Origin of the sequence: Paenibacillus sp. FSL M7-1414 (genome assembly GCF_038003195.1) — a bacterium.
Lineage (GTDB): Bacteria > Bacillota > Bacilli > Paenibacillales > Paenibacillaceae > Paenibacillus > Paenibacillus amylolyticus.
The window spans coordinates 1,944,600-1,965,297 of the sequence record NZ_JBBOOS010000001.1 but is presented as its reverse complement, the minus strand read 5'-3'; the positions used below and the strand labels follow the sequence as shown (position 1 = coordinate 1,965,297).

General features: G+C 45.8%; 15 protein-coding genes. 3 read left to right on the top strand and 12 right to left on the bottom strand.

Going from position 1 to position 20,698, the window contains the following annotated elements:
* Window positions 1-64: 64 nt before the first annotated feature.
* The 4 genes from MHH92_RS09005 to MHH92_RS08990 all read right to left on the bottom strand — a co-directional run bounded on the left by MHH92_RS09005 (window position 65) and on the right by MHH92_RS08990 (window position 7,444).
* Window positions 65-2,887 carry an endo-1,4-beta-xylanase gene (locus MHH92_RS09005; protein ID WP_340903292.1) on the bottom strand — a complete coding sequence of 941 codons (2,823 nt, stop codon included), beginning with the start codon at window positions 2,885-2,887 and terminating at the stop codon, window positions 65-67.
* Window positions 2,888-3,163: 276 nt separating this feature from the next.
* Window positions 3,164-4,168: a LacI family DNA-binding transcriptional regulator gene (locus MHH92_RS09000; RefSeq protein ID WP_340903291.1), complete on the bottom strand. Its 1,005-nt coding sequence runs from the start codon at window positions 4,166-4,168 to the stop codon at window positions 3,164-3,166.
* 129 nt (window positions 4,169-4,297) lie between these two features.
* Window positions 4,298-5,305: a globin-coupled sensor protein gene (locus MHH92_RS08995; protein WP_340903290.1), complete on the bottom strand. Its 1,008-nt coding sequence runs from the start codon at window positions 5,303-5,305 to the stop codon at window positions 4,298-4,300.
* A 243-nt stretch (window positions 5,306-5,548) separates the two neighbouring features.
* Complete coding sequence (locus MHH92_RS08990) at window positions 5,549-7,444, bottom strand: PrkA family serine protein kinase (protein WP_036669848.1); 1,896 nt, start codon at window positions 7,442-7,444, stop codon at window positions 5,549-5,551.
* 361 nt (window positions 7,445-7,805) lie between these two features.
* On the opposite strand from MHH92_RS08990, the gene MHH92_RS08985 reads away from it, so the two are divergent.
* Complete coding sequence (locus MHH92_RS08985; protein WP_340903289.1) at window positions 7,806-8,651, top strand: DUF2161 domain-containing phosphodiesterase; 846 nt, start codon at window positions 7,806-7,808, stop codon at window positions 8,649-8,651.
* Window positions 8,652-8,763: 112 nt separating this feature from the next.
* On the opposite strand, the gene MHH92_RS08980 is transcribed toward MHH92_RS08985, so the two are convergent.
* From MHH92_RS08980 to MHH92_RS08970, 3 genes are all read right to left on the bottom strand, one after another.
* Complete coding sequence (locus MHH92_RS08980; RefSeq protein WP_340903288.1) at window positions 8,764-9,390, bottom strand: FMN-dependent NADH-azoreductase; 627 nt, start codon at window positions 9,388-9,390, stop codon at window positions 8,764-8,766.
* Between the two features lie 192 nt (window positions 9,391-9,582).
* Window positions 9,583-10,806 carry an aminotransferase-like domain-containing protein gene (locus MHH92_RS08975; protein WP_036610015.1) on the bottom strand — a complete coding sequence of 408 codons (1,224 nt, stop codon included), beginning with the start codon at window positions 10,804-10,806 and terminating at the stop codon, window positions 9,583-9,585.
* Window positions 10,807-10,942: 136 nt separating this feature from the next.
* Window positions 10,943-11,599: a response regulator transcription factor gene (locus tag MHH92_RS08970; RefSeq protein ID WP_017689577.1), complete on the bottom strand. Its 657-nt coding sequence runs from the start codon at window positions 11,597-11,599 to the stop codon at window positions 10,943-10,945.
* 439 nt (window positions 11,600-12,038) lie between these two features.
* On the opposite strand from MHH92_RS08970, the gene MHH92_RS08965 reads away from it, so the two are divergent.
* Window positions 12,039-12,449, top strand: coding sequence for a uroporphyrinogen-III C-methyltransferase (locus MHH92_RS08965; protein WP_017689578.1), 411 nt, complete (start codon window positions 12,039-12,041; stop codon window positions 12,447-12,449).
* Window positions 12,446-13,510 (top strand): phosphodiester glycosidase family protein, encoded by a 1,065-nt coding sequence (locus MHH92_RS08960; RefSeq protein ID WP_036669840.1) that lies wholly within the window; start codon window positions 12,446-12,448, stop codon window positions 13,508-13,510. Before MHH92_RS08965 ends, MHH92_RS08960 begins: the two co-directional genes overlap by 4 nt.
* Window positions 13,511-13,808: 298 nt before the next feature.
* On the opposite strand, the gene MHH92_RS08955 is transcribed toward MHH92_RS08960, so the two are convergent.
* The 5 genes from MHH92_RS08955 to MHH92_RS08935 all read right to left on the bottom strand — a co-directional run bounded on the left by MHH92_RS08955 (window position 13,809) and on the right by MHH92_RS08935 (window position 20,696).
* The gene (locus MHH92_RS08955) at window positions 13,809-14,825 is read right to left on the bottom strand and encodes a LacI family DNA-binding transcriptional regulator (protein ID WP_340903284.1); all 1,017 of its coding nucleotides are present in this window, start codon (window positions 14,823-14,825) and stop codon (window positions 13,809-13,811) included.
* A gap of 77 nt (window positions 14,826-14,902) precedes the next feature.
* Window positions 14,903-17,068, bottom strand: coding sequence for a beta-glucosidase BglX (bglX, locus tag MHH92_RS08950; protein WP_340903283.1), 2,166 nt, complete (start codon window positions 17,066-17,068; stop codon window positions 14,903-14,905).
* A 98-nt stretch (window positions 17,069-17,166) separates the two neighbouring features.
* The gene (locus MHH92_RS08945; protein WP_036610025.1) at window positions 17,167-18,762 is read right to left on the bottom strand and encodes an ABC transporter substrate-binding protein; all 1,596 of its coding nucleotides are present in this window, start codon (window positions 18,760-18,762) and stop codon (window positions 17,167-17,169) included.
* Between the two features lie 53 nt (window positions 18,763-18,815).
* Window positions 18,816-19,718: a carbohydrate ABC transporter permease gene (locus MHH92_RS08940; protein WP_036610027.1), complete on the bottom strand. Its 903-nt coding sequence runs from the start codon at window positions 19,716-19,718 to the stop codon at window positions 18,816-18,818.
* 18 nt (window positions 19,719-19,736) lie between these two features.
* Window positions 19,737-20,696, bottom strand: coding sequence for an ABC transporter permease (locus MHH92_RS08935; RefSeq protein WP_017689585.1), 960 nt, complete (start codon window positions 20,694-20,696; stop codon window positions 19,737-19,739).
* Between the last annotated feature and the right edge of the window lie 2 nt (window positions 20,697-20,698).

Here is a 20,698-nt window from a genome sequence, read left to right as displayed (position 1 = left end):
TTATTTCCAGATATACAATGTTGAATAACTAACATTCTCATATTCTAATTCACAACTAAATATTCTATTTACGAGTCAGTAACAGACTGCCAAAACCGGAAGTATCTTGATAAGAATTACCTGATGAATCACTCCAGATGGACACACTGCTTCGCTTGCCATCTCCCGCGCCATCATCATTAACTTGAAGATCAAACCCAATCCATCTTTGCCCTTCAGCACGAACGCTGTCTAGTGGGATTGCCACTTCAACTGTATACCCTCCGCTTGTTAATCGGGTAGCTGATTTGAAACTTTCTTTCCGTGCATTTCCACCAAAAGAAGCCTCATTATCAAAATTGACCCGGTACTGGGCATCATCCTCCTGATAGAATGTCGTCTGATCTTTGCTAGGGTCGATAAAAATCTCGATCGAATCCTGCTCATGTGCATTAGAACTTAATTTGCTTCGCAATGGATCTTTCACATCTGCCAATACGTACAGGTATTTCTCATCCCATAACAGCTGTGCAGTCGCCGTTGCACCGGAGTTTCCGACCACCCAGACATCCGTTTTAACAGATGCAGCTTTTTTCCAGGCGTTATCCTTTTTTGCATCAATGACAGGTTTGCCATAAGTGACCTTGGTTTGTTTCAAGACAGAACCGAGCTTCAGTTTGCCCCGGTTGGCTGGTTTGTCGGGCTGTTGATTGGAACTATCATTCCAAACAATGGTCGCTGTCTTTCCAGCAGCATATTCATCCGTAATCCGAAAATCCAGAGACAAGACCTGGCCTTCGGTAAGTAAAGCAGCTGACATAGGCAGTGATGCGTATACAACATACCCGGTTTTTGTCTCCTGTACGTTGTAAGTATTTTTATCTTTGCCTTTACCGCCATCCCGTTTAAATGTATATTGACCATTTGCAGACGGCGGATTTTTCTTCTTGGCAGACAGATCAGCTTCAGAAGTTGCAGCGCCTGTCCCCTTGATTTCTTCCGCGAGGAAAACCTGCACCTGATCCCCTTTGCGACGTGTGGTATCCTTCACTTCCACTCGTAAATTCACCTTTTTGGCATCCCACATCATACGAGCCTCACCCGTAACCGCAGATGTACCATCTGCCAGATGATTAATTTCGAGTCCTTTCACAGCACCCCAAAGAATATCTTCCTGTCCTTTGTGATTCGGGAAAGAAGGGCTGGCCTTCAATGCTGTCCATTCATTACGATAGATCGGCAGGGTGGTAGGGTCCACCAGTGCCCAAAATGCCGGTTTTGCTTTTAACTTACGATCAAATAACAATGGTGCATCTTTGCGTCCTTTGACTGGATGATTATCAAGCCATGTACCATCATCCGCAAGTCCCCATACTGTAACACTGTCCATTACGCCGCGTTTTCCCAGCTCGTCGAACAGGTCGAACAGTTCACGATAACGGTAAGCTTGTTGCAGCATTAATTCATCTGTGACAGGCATCTCCAGTTCAGAATTACTTGAATAGATTGAAACGTCCAGCTCTGTAACCTGTACATTCACACCAAGAGCGATCACTTTCTCAAAAGCCTCACGAATGAGCTTTACATCCGGTCCGTACATGGATACATGCATCTGGAATCCAACCGCATCAATCGGTGTTCCTTTGGCAAGCAGCTTCTCTACAAGCTTCGCCATATCATTCACCTTGTTTCCATTGCCCTCCATTCCATAGTCATTAATCACCAGTACAGCATCGGGGTCAGCCTCACGTGCATAACGGAAAGCCAGCTCAATGTAATCACTGTCATCTCCGTCGCCATCCACATCCCCAATAATATCTCTCCACTTGGAATTACTGGCCTCATTCCGCAAGCCGCCTCCGTCTGAGATGACTTCATTGACGACATCCCAAGTATGAACCTTTCCTTTGTACCGGGTCACGATGGTTTGAATATGGGTTTTCATCCGTGCAAGCAACTGTTCCCGCGTGGCAGGTTTCGATGCATCATTCGGATCAGTAAAGAACCAATTCGGCACCTGACTATGCCATAACAGCGTATGGCCTCTGATTTCCATATCATTTGCTTCGGCAAACTTCACCAGGCGATCTGTCTCTGACCAGACAAACTCTCCTTCCTTGGGCTGCATCGCATCCATTTTCATAAAATTGTCCGCTGTAATACTATTAAAGTGTTTCGTCAACAACTGGGAATGCTGGTTTTCCGCGTCTAGCGCAGACTGATTGATGGCAGCTCCCATTGCGTAATTTTGTCCCACGATATCGACCAGATTCGGAATATCCTTCTCAATTTCAATTTTCTGAGCAGCCGTAATCAGAACATCATCCACGTAAAATGAAATCGTATCTGCCGGCGTCACTTCCGCTGACGTCTTCCATGGTGTCTCCACATACATGCGGAATCCGGTGATGCCACTATTTTCTTCGGGAATCACCACATCTGCCTCGACTTTTTTCCACTGTCCTTTGTTCAAGGTAGCGGAGGCAAAGGTAGCATATTCAAGACTCGAAGCGTCCTTATTGTATTCTTTCTCGAGTGCACCGTTAAGGACCTGACTGTCCGGCCCTTCATCGTACATGGCCCAAAACGAAATATGAACCGTGCTGCCCTTCTGTACATGATCTATTACTTCAATTAAGGGTCCATGGAACGTTTCGGTACGTGAAGAGGTTCTCAGGCTGCGTGTACTGTCATGACCTACTTGCGTTACGATATCAAGCTTTTCACTTGCACGTGGACGCCATGGTCCCAACACACCATCTTCAAAATCAGCCTTGAACAGTACTTTATCATCGCCAGTCTTAACGTCCGCTGCCGAAGCACGTGTCCCTCCTGTTCCCACACTTGGGAACAAACTGAAGATCAATACAGCCGACAAGCACAAGCTCCACCATTTTCTCAAATGCATCCGATCTCCTCCTTGGTTCGTTGTTGTTTGTGAAGAATAACCTTTGCTCTGCCATGTGCCAGCCCTTTACAAGATCGTTATACAGGATGGATAGATGCTAATGGACAGAAAATTGTAAGCACTTTCATTATACGATTGCCAGTAAACTTTGTTTACCCGTTAAACTATAGGACTTGCACCACTCCATCAACCATATGTTTCCAAATGAGATATAGAACGACAAAAAGCACAGCTTATTAGCTGTGCTTCGTGTAAACATCTTTACTATTTACGTTTTTAAGCTTTTAAAGGTGCTGTCGTCTGACGGATGACCAGATTGGAAGGTTCCGTAACCACAGGAGGAGAATAAGATGGATTCTCGATCATGGCAATCAGATATTCGATGGACTTAATGCCAATGGAATAGATATTCTGATTCACCGTGGTCAACCCCGGTTTAAATACCTCAGCATAATACGTGTTATCGAACCCAACAACCGAGATATCTTCTGGTACACTCAGTCCATGCTTTTCAATTTCATGAATCGCACCAAAAGCAGACATGTCTGATGCACAGACAATTCCCGTTGGTTGATCCTGAAGTGCCAGCAATCGTCGGGCAGCCTTGCTTCCCCCGTCGAAGGAATAATCGCAGATCTCCAGATATACCGTAGAATACGGGATACCGCATTCTCGCAGCCCTTCCCGATATCCTTCCAATCGCAGATTGGCTACAGCAGGTCCAAGTGTCCCTGAGATATAGGCAATTTTGCGGTGCCCAAGCTCATGCAGATGTTTGACACCCATCGAGATTCCGTTCGCGTTATCCGTAGTAATGTAACCGGCACGTTTGCCCAACATGTCCGTATCAACAAACATCGTTGGAATCTCTGCATCCACCAGTTCCTGAATACTCGTGTTTTCTCTGCCTTCCCCGAATACCACAACGCCATCCACATTACGACTGCGGCAATGTTTGATAAACGAGTACGCCGGATCATCGAATCGAGTAGACAACCGGACCAGGTCATATCCACTGTTCTCCAGCGCTGTCTTGATCCCTTCCAGCAACTCCGACACAAAAGGGTTCGTAAACGGAACCGTTAACAGTACTCCCACCGTCCATGAACGGCGTTTGACAAGTCCACGTGCGACCACATTGGGTTGATATTTCAATAATTCAATGGCTATATTGACTTTTTTGCGTGTTTTTTCACTTACATCAGGATAATCGTTTATCACTTTGGAAACGGTTGCAACAGATACTCCCGCTTCCTTGGCTACATCATGGATAGAAGCCATCTGATCACCTCAACCTCTTTCGAATCCCCTGTCTCCGGCTGCATTTTCTATAACATCGGCAGGTTTGTCTACCCATTATAGCTTAAAACAGCCTGAAACGGTATGGAAGGTTCCTAATGCTTTTAAGCTCTATTCCTGCTGTTCCAGTTTCTTCAAATCCAGAGACAGTTTCTCCATTGTTGTTGCAAATACAGCGAGTTCAGCCGAACGTGACGCTTGGCTACGTGCCCCTCTGGACGTATGATCCGACTCCTGCTGCACACTGCTCAGTTTCTTCATGATCTGCTCCAGATTAGACTGAATCTTACCCTGGGCATCCCGGGAGCTGGCGGCAAGCTTGCGTACTTCACTGGCAACTACTTCGAAGCCACGTCCAAACTCTCCTGCATGAGCAGCTTCAATCGCTGCATTCAGGCCGACAAGATGACTCTGATCCGATATCTCGCGAATGAGTTCACCCATTTTTCCGATCTGCTGGATCTCTCCTGTTAATTCGGTAAGCATAACCTGAGCCTGATCCTGAGAAGCCGCTGTTTCTTTGGCTACACTTGATATCGCCATTGCACTTTCATTTAATTCACTAATCATGCCTGTAAGCTCTTGGGTAATCTGCGTAATTGCCTGTAATGTATGTTGTTGGTCATCGGCAAGCTGATGTAACTTTTCTTTTTCTTTCTTCTCATAGGCTTCAAGGACAAGCTGTGAATCCAGATTAAACATTTTGCTGAGCGCCTGAATGACAAGATGCCAGGAATTAGGGATAACCTGTTGGAATATGCTCGTTGCAATATCCAGGTAGACCATATAGGTACCCAGATAATAATCTTCAGACAGACCAATCCGTGAATGCACAAGTCCAATCGCAATCCGTTGCTCAATATATGCGTCGTCCACGATTCCATCCGTCATTGATAACCAGTACATCTTCTGTGTTTCTTTTAGACGATCAATGGTAGAGAATCGAGCGATCAGATCTACCAATTCAGGATAATTCCCCACATGATTGTAGAAATGATCCACCACTTCATTAACGACTTTTTTAAAAACAGGCCGATGATCGGCAAGCAGTTTTAGATCCCCTGCGGTTAATCCCATGTAATCAAGTTGCTTCTGTCTTGTTGCGGAAATACTGCTCATATCTGGTTCAGTCAGCTCCTTAATAAACACTAAATTACTTTAAATTGTAAATATATGTATTGATTATAGACTAAAATACCTAAATATACATATACCATTAGAACTAATTCTCTTTAAAATTAACCTTATTTGTCAGCTTTTTAGACTAATATGACCTTCATGTAATTAAAAAGGCCCTGACCCTGCTGTGAAGGAGCCTCACAACAGGCATCAGGAGCCTGATCCGGAATGGTTCGTTGCCGATTAGCGATTAAGCAGACTACCCACATAACGTAACAGTTCATTCGCGCTGGCTGCGGTGTATCCATGTTCCTCAATTAAACGTTTAATGACTTCATTCATACGTTTCAATTGTGTTGCATCCGGTGTTTTGGTTGAGGTTGTGATCTTGACAATATCTTTCAGATCGGTGAACAACTTTTTCTCAATCGCTTCACGCAAACGGTCATGGCTGCTGTATTCGAACTTGCGCTCCTTGCGGGAGTATGCCGAGATTCGGATCAGAATCTCTTCTCTGAACGCTTTCTTTGCATTCTCGGAGATCCCGATCTGTTCCTCTATGGATCGCATCAGACGCTCATCCGGGTCCATCTCTTCATCCGTGAGCGGGTCACGCATCTTGGACCAGTTGCAAAATGCTTCAATGTTATCGAGGTAATTCTCGAATAACGTTCTTGCGGATTCCTCGAATGAGTAAACAAATGCTTTCTGCACTTCCTTCTTGGCCAGTTCATCATACTCCTTGCGTGCAAGAGCAATGAAGTTCAGATAACGCTCTCGCTCTTCCTTCGTGATCGAGGCATGTTGGTCCAGACCATCCTTGATCGCCCGCAGAATATCCAGCGCGTTAATGCACTGAAGATTTTGCTTAATCAAAGCACTGGAGATCCGGTTAATGACATACCGTGGATCAATGCCAGACATCCCTTCATCCAGATACTCATTTTGCATCTCGCGCAGATCAGCTTCTTTGTATCCTTCTACTTCTTCACCATCATACATGCGCATCTTTTTAACGAGATCCATGCCTTGTTTTTTCGTTTCCTTCAAGCGGGTAAGTATGGAAAAAATGGCTGCAGTCCGCAGTGCATGCGGTGCAATATGAACATGCTTCATGTCACTTTGCTGAATGAGCTTGGCATAGATTTTCTCTTCCTCGGATACCTTCAAGTTGTACGGAATCGGCATGACAATCATCCGGGATTGCAGTGCCTCATTCTTCTTGTTGGAGATAAAAGACTTATACTCCGATTCATTCGTATGCGCCACAATCATCTCATCCGCACTAATTAATGCAAAGCGTCCTGCTTTGAAGTTCCCTTCCTGCGTGAGCGACAAGAGATTCCAGAGGAATTTCTCATCACATTTCAACATCTCCTGGAACTCCATCAGTCCACGGTTCGCCTTGTTCAACTCCCCATCAAAACGATAGGCACGTGGATCGGATTCCGAACCAAACTCCGTAATGGTGGAGAAGTCGATACTCCCCGTCAGATCGGCAATATCCTGCGATTTCGGATCGGATGGGCTGAACGTTCCTATTCCCACGCGATTATCTTCGGAAACAATGACCCGTTCCACCGGCACCTTGCTGATATCACCACCATATTCGGTACGCAGTCTCATCTGGCAGGATGGGCAAAGGTTACCCTCAATGCGGACTCCAATTTCCTTTTCCACTTCAGGACGAAGCTCCAGTGGAATCAGATGCAGCGGTTCCTCATGCATCGGGCATCCATCAATAGCGTATATGGCACCTTTCTCTGTCCGCGAGAACTGTTCAAGCCCCCGCTTCAGCAGCGTCACAAGCGTCGATTTCCCTCCACTTACGGGACCCATCAGGAGTAAGATCCGCTTCCGTACATCCAGACGACGTGCTGCCGAGTGGAAGTATTCTTCAACCAGCTTTTCAATCGAACGGTCCAGCCCAAAGATCTCCTGTTCAAAAAACTTGTACCGCTTATGCCCACCTACTTCTTCCACCCCAAACGATTCAATCATCTCATACACTCTGGCGTGAGCCGTCATTGCCGGAGTCGGGTCCTCTCTCAGCAGTGCAATATAATCTTCAAATGTTCCGTTCCATGTCAAACGGTCACTCTCTGCCCGATGTTCCGCAACGCGTTCAAAAATATTCATGCTTGGTACCTCCCATGGCTCCTTTAGTGTGATTGTCAACCATTCCGAATGGTATGAAGAAATCAATAGAATTGCGGCTCCTGCTTGAATACCAATCTTGCGGTCCTGTGTTGTCCCGCCACCCTCTGTCCAAACGTCTTGTTTTGTTGTGAAAAGTGTATTACATACCTATGCGGCAATTCGGATAAGTTGACCTCTTTTTTTCAATCAACCGCTTCGAATTTTGGCTTTTCCCTGTTCTATCAGACATCTTGTGCCTTCAGAAAAAAAAGAACGAATATGATATAATGAGGGTTCTAAATTCAGGAAACCGGACAACACATGGTCAGAGACAGGCCACTTCTGGAAAGGAGCACGGACGATGGCAGTGAAATACGAAACCGAATTATATTCGCCCGTGAAGGCTTTTTTCGAGCAGCGTGGCTTCGACGTCAAGGCGGAAGTCAGACATTGTGACCTCGTCGGAGTCAGATCAGACCAGGACGAACCACTCATTGTGGAGATGAAAAAAACATTTAACCTCTCCCTGTTGCTGCAGGGCATGCAGCGCTTGAAACTTAGCCCGTTCGTGTATCTGGCCGTCGAGCGCAATCGCAGTAAACGCGGAGCCGTGAACCAACGCTGGAGCGAACTGACCGCACTATGCAGACAGCTCGGTCTGGGGCTGCTGACTGTCACATTTTACAAAACCAAAGCTCCCCTGATTGATGTATTGTGCGAGCCCTCCGCCCTGATCCCCCTCACTGGCCCCAATCAGGTTGCCCGTAAAAGCGGTGTTCGGCGGAAACGATTGCTCAAGGAATTCGACGAACGCAGCGGAGACTACAATACGGGAGGCAGCACACGAAGACAGCTGGTCACAGCATATCGTGAGAAGGCTTTGCGTGTCGCATCCGCTCTACGGACGAACGGAGAAGCCTCTCCGGCCAACCTTGCCAGACAGACAGGCGTAGGTTCTGCCGCAGCAATTCTGCAAAAAAATTATTATGGCTGGTTTGAACGCCTCTCCCGTGGAAAGTATATTTTGACGATTAAGGGAGTACAGGCGTTAACCGAGCATGCACACATGCTTGAGGATAATAATATGATTGAACGAACCATTAATGAACTCGATGTAACGTATTCTGTATCTGGTGAAAATAAGGACGACCTAGCACACATTGCTGAAACAGCGGAGCAGTACTTAAAAAATACAGGCAAGATCTGAACCGGAATCATATGAAGTAACGGATGTGAAAAAAATGAGAATGCAAAAAAACACCTGTAATCTCCACTGGAGACTACAGGTGTTTTGATGTGTTCTATATAGAAGATTGTTATTAGAATTTTACTGCTACTTCGGAAGCCAATTTCAGACCTGCATCCACGATATCTTGGGAACGGTCAGGAGAAGCATTGTGACCTTCAACGATTACAAGCTCAGGGTTTTGAATGCCCCAGAAGTTCAATACGTTAGTTACATATTTAACGGACATTTCAGCAGATGCCATTGGCTCTACGGAATATACGCCACCACGAGCATTCAGCAATGCCACTTTTTTGTCGCCTACGAGACCTACAGGGCCTTCAGCTGTGTATTTAAACATTTTACCAGCTTGGCTCAAGTAGGAAATGTAGTTCACCAGTGGAGCCGGAACAGTGAAGTTCCAGAGCGGGAATGCAAATACCACTTTGTCTGCTGCCAAGAATTGATCTTGCAATTGTGCAGCCAGTGCTGCAGCTTTTTGCTCTTCGGCAGTTGCTTCAATGCCGTTTGCAGCTTTGTATCCACCAGTAATTACAGTGTTGCCATAGTAAGGAATATCTGTATTGTAGAGATCCAACTCAGTAACTGTGTCACCTGGGTGGGACTCTTTGTATGCGCTCAAGAATGCATCGTACAATTTAACGCTGACTGCTTGATCTGCAGGACGGTCATTTGCTTTAACAAATAAAATATTAGACATGTTGAATTTTCCCCCGTTAGATAAAATATATGAGTGCTTTTCCTGAACTGGCCACCATTGTAGCTTATATAAAGAAACCAACAACTCATTAATTCATATTATATATAAAAATGTTAGTGGATGCAATAACGTAATCACTTTGGTCATGAACCAATTTTAATTTTTGCTACAAAATCTATTTTTTGATGTGACTTAGCTACGAGCCGTAAATTCGGAAATGGCTTCACTGATCAGGTTCATGCCAAGCAGCAATTCATCCCGGCCTGGGTGGCTAAAGTTCAATCGGATGTAACGTTGATCCTGTACACCTGTGGAGCATAGTGATCCAGGAAGAAAGGATACACCTTTGGGCAAAGCCGCTTTAAGCAGAGCGCCACTATCCAATCCTTCCGGCAACTGTACCCACAGATACATTCCGCCCTCAGGGATGTTGTACTGACACCCTTTCCAGCCCGGCCTCTTCAACAGTTCAAGCATCAGTTTGAGTCTTGTCTTATACTCCCGATTCAACATGGATAAGTGATCACTCCAACGAAAAGGGGAATGAGCAAGCAATTGATACAACAGCCGCTGATTCATCGGACTGGACTGACCATCTGCAATTCGTTTAACCGAGGCCATTGCCTGAATCAGCGCAGGATGTCCAGCGGCCCATCCGGTTCGAAGAGCGGGCGCTACCGTTTTGCTGAACGAACCAATGTAGAGAACATGTCCACCCTGATCGGCAGTATCCAGTGCAAAGAGTGAAGGATATTTACGATAGAATTCCGTTGGCTCAAGGCCATCAAAATGGAGCTCCCCGTAAGAATCATCTTCCACAAGCAGTACACCATAGCGCGAACACAGTTCAAGGACAGCCTCCCGCCGCTCCATACTCCACAAAGCACCGGTCGGATTCGAGAAACTGGGTGCAGCAAAAAGCAGCTTCGGTCTAACCTGCTGCATGTGATGCTCTAAAAGGTCTGGCAGTATGCCGTCCCGATCACCCATTACGGGCACAATCTTGGCTCCTTGCATCTCCAATACCTCAAGACAGCCTGGAGATGTGGGATGTTCAACCAGTACAGAATCTCCTGGCTCAAGCAATAGACGCATCACCAGATCGATGGCCTGCTGGGTACCAGTGGTCAACAGAATCTGCTCGGGTACCGTTCGTATGCCTTTGCGTGCATTCCAGTCTTTGTTCAACCACTCTCTTAGGGGGGTGTAGCCTGCTGGCTCTCCATATTGCAATGCGGAGGGGCCTGAACTAAAGACAGACACCGCTGCTTCTTCCAACAATTTGAAAGGAAACAACTCCTCCGCAGGCAATTCTTCTGCCAGAGAAATGAAATAATCCCTGCCAGACATCTCACGTATATCCCTCAGTGGTGATGACAAAAGCCTGTTGGTACGGGAAGCAAAGAAATATTTCATCGATCCGTTCCCCTTTCATCCCTATTCCGAAACTGTACTCGCAGTCCGCAGCCCTACAACCTATTCCTGCTCGCCATCGAATATGACCGGATGCATACCTAACTGTTGTGATCATGGGAAGAACAAACCTGTTTCGTCAGGATCCCGTCTTCACTTGTCTTGCATGCAAGGCATAACGTTCAATGGCCTGTGCTCTACTGCTCACTTCCAGCTTCACGTATATTTTACGCAGGTAATTATCAATGGAACGTCTGCTAACGTTGATCTCATTCGCTATTTTATCATAGGTTACACCCTGAACAATTCTTTCCATGATAAAAGTTTCGGTTTCTGTTAATTCAATGACACGTGCTTCTGTCGGAGACTCCACAGGCTGCGCCCATTCCGCACTATTTAACCACGACAATGGAATGGACACATGGCCCTCACGTAATCCAGAGATCAGATGAATCAGCTGGCTAGGGGAAGCCTGTTTGGATAACATGCCGCTTGCACCAAGGCTCATCAGATGACGAAACAGCTTCACATTGTCTTCATCCGTCAAAATAATGATGTGACTGTGAGCTGACAGATTCTTCATCTGAGCAATATATTGATCTGCCTGACCCTCCGGAAGACGATAATCCATCAGAATCAGATCAGGCTGGTGAATATTCACCAGATCGAGCCCTTCTGTTCCGGTCGAAGTCATACCACGTACCGTCAGATCTTGCTGCTCTTCCAAAATCAATTTTGTACCGAGCATGCTGGTGGGGTGGATATCTATGATGACCACCTGCCATACTTTTTTCATTGTTGTTCCCCCTGTTATGTATTGGACAAATAACTTTTAAATTCTGTCATGATGATTTCATCGTCTATGCGACAATCCGAGTATAGAAGAAGCATAGGTCGGATTATGTCGAAAAACAGAAAAATACAGGAGGAAGCCGATAAAAAAGCTCTATTTTCACTGTATTTTGTTATAAAAACACCATGACGTCCATCTTTCCATCCCCGGAAAGGTCAAAATATAGTATAAATTTCCTGCATTTCTATCTAAAAAAGTCGAAAAACCTGCCCAAAGTTCCTACTTATTGCATCTATAAGAAATTGTATCCTAGGACTTCCTTCCGATGCAATCTCTTTTTACTCTATTAAGTAAAGAATTTCATTTTTGCGTAATCAATAGGGGCATGATAGAATGAGGACTGGAAATTTTTTTGTACCTATAAATGACCAGGAGTGATGACATGAAACCATCTGCCCCGTCCTCTGACATCCATCACACCCGGAGCGCCAAAGGCAAGGCTGGATCTTCAATCAAGCTGTTTCTGGTAATGTGGATTGTTCTCATTGCACTAGGAGTCGTTGGAACCTACTATTATAGTAACCATCTCCAGCAACAGATGATTAACCAGCTTCAAGCCCATAATCAGCAGCAGATTGCAGCACTAAAAACCGACTACGAAAATCAGCTAACAACGATATCAAAGGAAGTAGAAGACCTGCAGGGACAGGTTCAATCCTTCAATGAATTGCTGACTTTCACCAAGGATAATGCAAGTGACAAAACGGATAACAGCAACAAACTGTATACCCAGCTGAGCGAAGTCAAAAAACAACTGGAGACACTCCAGAAAAAGATGGACCTGCTCAAATGATTACACCCGTCAAACAGGTTAATCGTTTTTTTATGCTTGCACTCGCTCCTTTTGTTGGATTGATATTATGCCTGCTGCTGCTTCGTCCTCCACTTGAACCCGGAGGTTTGATGCCTACCGAACTGTCAGAGGATACGATTACACCCCGGACCCAAGCAATTAGCCAAGAGCTTGCGGGGGCAAAAGATGCTGCTGTCCAGACTTCTTCTTCTATTAAAAGAACGACACAGCTCTATAATAAAACAACTAGTACGATGTCTACACTTGTGCAGAAGGCTTCCACCCAGGCGGATCGTCCGGAAACGATCTACAACAAACGGATTTCATCCAAGCTTGGCGTTCCATTTGAACGGGTAGACAGTGACCGGCTAACGATTGAAATGTACAGAGTGAATCCTGGCAGCTATAAGGGCTATGCCATGAAGATCAAGCTAAAAGACCCTACAGCCATGCAGATGGCTCTAGACAGTGAACCTGGGCGTTCTGAGACGACCATGCAGGCTGTGAAGCGTAACGGCGCAATTGCCGGGATTAACGCAGGTGGATTTGCTGACAGTGGCGGCAAACGTTATCCACTTAGCACAACCGTCATGGACGGGAAATACGTGAATGGTTTCCAGGCCAGTTTCAAAGATCTGTTTTTTGTAGGACTTAACGATGCCGGTAAACTGGTCGGAGGCAAGTTCTCCGACAAAAACTCACTGGATCGCCTGCAACCGCAATTCGGGGCTACGTTTGTTCCGGTGCTGCTACAGAATGGGCGTAAAACCACAATTCCTGCCAAATGGAAAGTATCACCCAAACGAGCACCACGTACAGTCATTGGCAATTATAAGGATGATCAGTTATTGATTATTGTAGTTGACGGATATAATGAGGGCGGAAGTTCCGGTGCTACCCTTGAAGAGTTGCAAGGGCGGTTGTACAAGCTTGGGGTGATTGACGCCTATAATCTGGATGGCGGTGGATCATCCTCGCTTATTCTGAATAATCGGGTTGTGAATAACCCTTCAGATGGCAGCCTCAGACCAGTGCCCACACACTTTTTATTTTACAAATAATAGGGTGAAGCATTTCTTTTCTACCTATAATGGTTATAATAGAAGAAAATGAGCTTGTGCAGGAGGTGCGAAGGGCATGTCATTTTCACTGACATTCTGGATTATTGCAATCGTATTGACTCTCTTCATTACAGGCATTCTCACTTCATCCTACAACAATGACAAAACAAAAGGCTTGTAAAGGCCAAGCCTCTCTCCGGAGAGGCTTTTTCTATTGCTTCATCCTCGAAATAACAAGAGACAAGGCTTAAAAGAATGATTCGATTCTTCTAAGCCTTGTCTCTTGCTGTATTCGGGATCAATAGCTAACCGCCCGGTCATTCCGGATGGATATAACCGAATCAGATGGAATAGGCCCACTCACCGACCCACCCTCAACTAATGTCACATAAATTCGTTCATGATCGACGGGTTCTCCAGCAATAATCTTGATCAATTGTTCAGCAGCGAGCGATCCCCACTTGCGTTTGGAATAATCAATGCTTGCCAATCTCGGCTGGACGTACTTGCTCAATTCAATATTGTCGAATCCGATGACGTCAATCTCCTGACCAACGCCAAGTGTACTGTCTGCCAGACGATCACACAAGCCAATAGCCATCTCATCATTGAGGCAGAATACCGCTGCAGGTCCATCATACACCTGCACAATCTGATCTGCGGCTTGTTCTCCACCACTCTTCTCGAAATCTCCCGTAATCTCAACCCATTCCACATCGGCTTCACGTTCAGCAACCTGTCTCACAGCCTTTAACCGCTGCACAGAGTCAAACGAACCTTCCGGTCCTGTCACCACGTAGATTTTCTTATGTCCCTGTTCAATAAGATGTTCCATCGCAAGTGTCGCCCCGGCTTTGTTATCCAGCAGAACCTGATTAATGTTGGGATGATCCATCTCACGGTCCAATACAACGATTTTGTGCCCACGATCGGCATACTGCATTAGTTCCTCACTTGCAAACGTATGATCCAGAATGATCGCACCATCAATCATTCTCTCTGGAAGCATGCGATGGGATTGTTTACCACTGCACACGATCAGGTCATAGCCTTGAGCATTACATACGGCTTTCATGCCACTCAGCAAGTCTCCATACACATCTCCTCTAAAATCGGTCAAGAATACACCTAGAATTTTGGATTCCCTCTTCTTCAGTGTTCTTGCTGCGGCATTTGGAACATAGTTCAGTTCTTTGGCAATGGCCAAAATTTTGGAACTCGTCTCATCGGTCACTTTGTTGCTGCCATTCAGCGCATATGACACAGTAGAGATGGAAACTCCCGCCTGTTTGGCGATATCCTTGATACTGACCACATTCTTCGCTCCCCTGTTATGTTCATCAGGCCTTCCATAACAAAAGGCCTGACACATTACTCTTTCCATTCATCAGATTAAACAAGTCTGAATGATTTCTTCTGAGTATCCCGACTGTTTGCACCCACAAGAATATGGAACTCGCCTCGATCACTGCGGTAGCTTAAGTCAGAATGGTGATAACGAAGCTGTTCTTCATTTAACGTAAACGTGGCTGTACCACTCTCGCCTGGCGCCAGTGCAAGTTTCACATATCCTTTCAGCTCACGCATAGGACGAACGACTTCACCCGTTACATCACGAACGTACAACTGAACAGTCTCCACGCCTGCGCGCTCACCCGTGTTCGTTACACGTACTTGAATGCTCAGGGACTCTTCGGTAGTCATCTCATTACTTGACACTTCAAGATCACCATAAGAGAACGAAGTGTATGAGAGACCATAACCGAACGGAAGCAAAGGTTCATTCGGGCTGTCAATGTATTTGGAGACATAACGTTCTTCCGTCTTCTCCGGGTTCAGTGGACGACCTGTATTGAAATGGTTGTAATAGACCGGAATCTGACCTACGGACTGCGGGAAAGACATCGTCAGACGTGCAGATGGATTCACTACACCTGTCAGAACATCTGCGATCGCTGCTCCGCCTTCACTACCTGGGAACCAGGCTTCAAGAACGGCATCCGATTCATCGATTACACCATGCAGATCCAATGGACGGCCGTTGAAAATAACGCTGGCAATCGGTTTTCCCGCTGCTTTGAGCTGTTTGACCAATTCCAATTGGGCTGCTGGCAGACGAATATCCGTGCGCGAGCCACCTTCTCCACTCATCTCGGAGTCTTCACCAAGAGCAAGGACAATCAGATCTGCTTTGCTTGCCACTTCCAGGGCTTCGGCAATCTGCTCAGCTGTAATCGTATGAACATTACTGCCTTGAGCAAATTGAACTTTCCCACCCGTCAGGCGTTCTTGCAGAGCTGTTCCCAACTTAACTGCATCTTCCTTAACTCCTTCGCAGGACCACCAGCCCAAAATATCAGGACTCTGTGCAAAAGGACCAATAAGGGCAACATTAGCGTCAGTTTGAAGTGGAAGCACGCTCTCATCATTCTTCAACAGGACAGCTGATTTCGTTGCCAGTTCATACGATACCTGACGGTGCTCTTTGGAGAATACAATCTCACGTTCACGTTCAGGATCAGCTGCACGAAGTGGGTTATCGAACAATCCCAGCTTTTCTTTCAGTTGCAGAATTCGCAGAACGGCTTCATCAATGAGCTTCTCATCCACTTCACCACTCTCAATCAGTTCAGGCAAATGATGTACATAACAAGGTGTCATCATCTCCATATCTACTCCTGCGCGAATGGCACGATATGCCGCTTCACGATCATCTTCTGCAGCACCATGCGCAATCATCTCGCGAATGGAAGCCCAATCCGAGATTAATACACCATCAAAGCCCCACTCGTCACGCAAAATGCCGCGCATTAACTTCTCATTGCCACTTGCCGGAATACCGTCAACCGTATTGAACGAAGTCATGACCATTTCCACGCCCGCATCCAATGCTGCTTTGTACGCTGGCAAATAGTACTCACGCAGGTTACGCTCAGACATGTCCACCGTATTGTAATCCCGACCACCCTCAGCCGCTCCATAAGCCGCAAAGTGTTTAACACAGGCTGCAAGACGATCTGGCTCATCCTTCAAGCTGTCGCCCTGATATCCACGTACAAACGCAGCCGCGAACAAACTGTTCAGATAAGGATCTTCTCCTGTCGTTTCCATCACACGGCCCCAGCGCGGGTCACGAACCAGATCCACCATCGGTGCAAAGGTAACATGCAAACCGGATACAGCTGATTCACGTGCTGCAATTTCAGCACTTTTCTCAGCCAGTTCTGTGTCCCATGAACAACCGATCGCGAGTGGAATCGGGAAAATGGTTTTGAATCCATGAACTACATCAGCCATGAACAAAAGCGGAATGCCCAAACGGCTTTTTTTCATATAAGCTTGCTGTACATCAATGATGGCCTGCGCACCGGACAACCCCAGAATGGACCCACTAGCATCCACGGACTGCTCCGTAATTCCCATCTCTTCCATCGGCCCTGTGATCTGACCTTCAACATTTGTTCCTTCATAAAAGTTGGCGGTCAACTGAAGAAGCTGAGCTGTTTTTTCCTCCAACGTCATCTGTTTTACCAGGTCTAACAACTGCTCGTTATTCATCTAATCGTATCCTCCACTATAAGTTGTTGAAATAAAGAACCCGGCTGCGTTCGGGGAGAGACCGCGCACCGGGTTCAAAATTAATTACTGAATGATTACTAGAATTTATCGTTTAGCTCATCCAGATAAGGTTGAACCAGGGACATTTTACTGTTTACCCATTCTTTCCAGTTTGCCTCTAGATCTCCGTTTTTGAGGATCAAGTTGGCATACTCATTCTGGTAGTCAAATGAAGCCTGACTCTTAGCTTTGGAATCGTACAGGTTGACATCCCAATCGTATGGTGCAAGCGATTTGCCTTCTGTACCAAGTTTTGCTTTTTCTTCGAACAATTTCACGGCTCTATCACGGTAATCTTTTTTGATTGCAGGGTTTACAACACTGAAGTCGTCACCGAGCAGATACAGACCTTCGAAACGTGCTGGATATTTATCTTCCAATACCGTTCCTTCTGGCAACAAGCTAACGAGTTCGTTGTTTTCATCATATTTCCAATCTTTTCCTTCAAAGCCCATGTTGATGAGCAACTGTCCTTCTTTTGTTGCGGAGTAATCGATCAGATCCATGATCCGTTCGAATTTCTCGTCACTAATCTCCGGATTGAAGATCAATGCAGACCAGAAGTTGGCTTGTTCCATGTTACGGTATTTACCGTCATCGCCTACTACGATTGCTGTGTGTACCAGTTCATCACTATCTACACCCAGATTTTTTTTCATATCGGAATCCAGACCTTGTCTGTACGAAGCCAGTCCGCCCAGACTTGTTACAGCAGCTGTACCTGTTACTTTGAAGTTGTTTTGACCTTCATTGTTTTTCCATGTGTAGAACTCAGGATTGAGCAGTCCATCTTTATAGGCTTTTTGCATCAATTTAAGTCCTGTCAGCGTTTCAGGATCTGCTGGTCCCCAGTGGAATTGGCCATCTTCACCTTTGTAGAACGGAGAGTCAGTCATGGCATGCACACTGTTTGGCATAATCATGTTTGTCATGGCATCTGCCGCATTGTAGGACAGAGGTACAAGTTTGTTACCCACTTTGCCTGGATCTTTTTCTTTTACTAGCGCAGCATATTCGTTCAATTCGGTTGTTGTATAAGCATCTTTCAGTTCAAAACCAACCGCTTCAGCCCAGTCTTTACGAAGCGCAATGACACCAATTTGGTTCGTCAGTGGATCAGCTGGTTTGTTCTCGAAGTAGATTGGTCTAGGCAGGACATATGTTCCACCCGTCAATTCTTCCAACTTGTCTCCAAGACCCGTCAAATTGTAAGCTGCTGCCACGTTAGGCCAGCGTTCTTTCCAGTCATCCGGGAATTTGTAGAACAAACCTTGCTCAATGCTGTTAATGGCATCGCCATGTACGTAGTTCCATACCGCTACATCCGGCAAGTCGCCAGAGTTGATCCACAGACGAAGTTTCTCGCCCCATGAATCCCAATCGATATAGTTGTAGTCCCAAGTTACATTAAATTTGTCTGTCCAGAACTTGTGGAAGTCATTATCCAGGTTCCCGTTTTTGATTTCTGTCAGGTTAGCTACAGAGATGGTCAGGTTGTCTTTGTAATTTCCCTCTGCATCTTTTTCGTTACCACCTGAAGCTCCTTGACTGGAACAAGCGGTCACCATCAGCATAACTACACTAAGCGTGATAGCAAAGAGAGCTCTTACTGACAACTTTTTCTTCGTTTTCATGTTTTACCCCCATGTTTTTTAGTAGAATTTTATTGCAAAATCCTATACGTATATCAGGTCTTGATTGCCCCTGTTAATACCCCTTTGGCAAAGTGTTTTTGCAGCATTGGGAAGAAACACATAATTGGTACCATGGTGACAAATACGGCCGCCATCTTCATGCCCATTGAGAAGTTGCTTGCCTGGGCAGCATCCACACTGGATGCATTGGATGCATTCGTCGTAGATGTCACGATAATATTTCGGAGTACATTCTGGAGCGGTAACTGATCCGCTTTTCGAAGGAATATCATCGCATCATACCAACTGTTCCAATAAGCCACACCGTAGAACAACGTGATTGTAGCCATAATTGGTGTAGCAAGCGGAAGAACAACGGAGAACAAAATTCTCCACTCTCCTGCTCCATCCAGTCTCGCCGATTCCATCAGCGATTCAGGCAAGGTGTAGAAGTAGTTCATCATCAGAATCATGTTAAACGCACTGAAACTTCCCGCCAGGATAACGGACCACAGCGTACCTGTAAGATGAAGTGATTTCATGATCAGGTACAGTGGCACGATACCACCATTAAAGATCATGGTGAACAGTACCAGGAAAAAGAGAAATTTCTTAAACGGAAATTTGTTGCGACTAAGACCATATGCCATGCTCGTTGTCAGGAACAAGCTGAGTGGCAAGCCGATGACTAGCAATATAATTGTATTTTTGTACCCCGTCAGAATCGTTCCGTCAGCGAACAATGCCTTGTAGGAATCCAATGTCCATTCTTTAGGGAACATCAAAAATGGATTGTCAGCATATTCTTTTTGTGTTGCAAACGAAATCATGATGACATTCCAGAACGGAATCAGGATCATCAGGGCAAGCACTAGTAATACGGCAAAAATAATGTAATCGAGAAGTGTCATTTTTTCTGTACCAATTCTCGGTTTTTTGTTAGCTTTCTTGCTCATCTCATTTTTCCTCCTCTCTTATCGGAACAAACCGTCTCCGCCAAGCCACTTGGCAAATCTGTCAGCAAGAAGCAGCAAGGCCATATTCACCAGGGAACGGAACAAGCTGACCGCTGTCGAGAATGAGAAATCGGTAGATGACTGGAACGTAATCCGATAGATATATACATCGAGTACTTCCGATACATTTTTGGTAGCGGCATTTGCCAAGTTGAAGATCTGGTCAAATCCGGAAGACATCAATCCACCAACCGAGAGAATAAACATGATTGTGATGGTTGGAAGGATGTTCGGTAAAGTAATTTTGAACATCTGTTGCATACGGGAAGCCCCGTCAATCTGTGCTGATTCATACTGATCCTGATCAATACCGGAAATGGCAGCCAGGAATATAATCGCGCCCCATCCACTTGATTTCCAAATATCAGTCAACAGCAACATTGGTACAAAGTTGGATTCGGACCCCAGGAAGTTAATCGTTGGCAATCCGAGTAATCCGAGCGCGCTATTTACCAGTCCGTCATATGCCAGCACATTGATGACTACCCCGGATACGATGATCCAGGACAGGAAGTGCGGGAACGTAAGAACGGTTTGGAACAATTTTTTCCCTCTGCGCATCCGCAATTCATTCAGCAACAGCGCCAGAATAATCGGGAACGGGAACTGAATAATCAATTTCAGAATATTGATGTACAGCGTACGCCATACTGCGTCGATAAAGGTTGGATCACGGAAAACATATTTGAAGTTCTCGAATCCGCTCCATGGACTTCCCCAGATGCCCAGGTTAGCCTTGTAATCTTTGAATGCCAGAGACAGGCCACCCATCGGCATGTAGGCAAACAGAATTAGCCAGACAAGCCCCGGAATAAGCAGGGTGTATGTCATTCGGTGCTTCCAGATTTCAGTCCAGAGCGAATTGCCCTTCACGTTTCCCTTCAGCTTTTTGCTAGGTCCTTCGGCTGCAGGTTTCACAT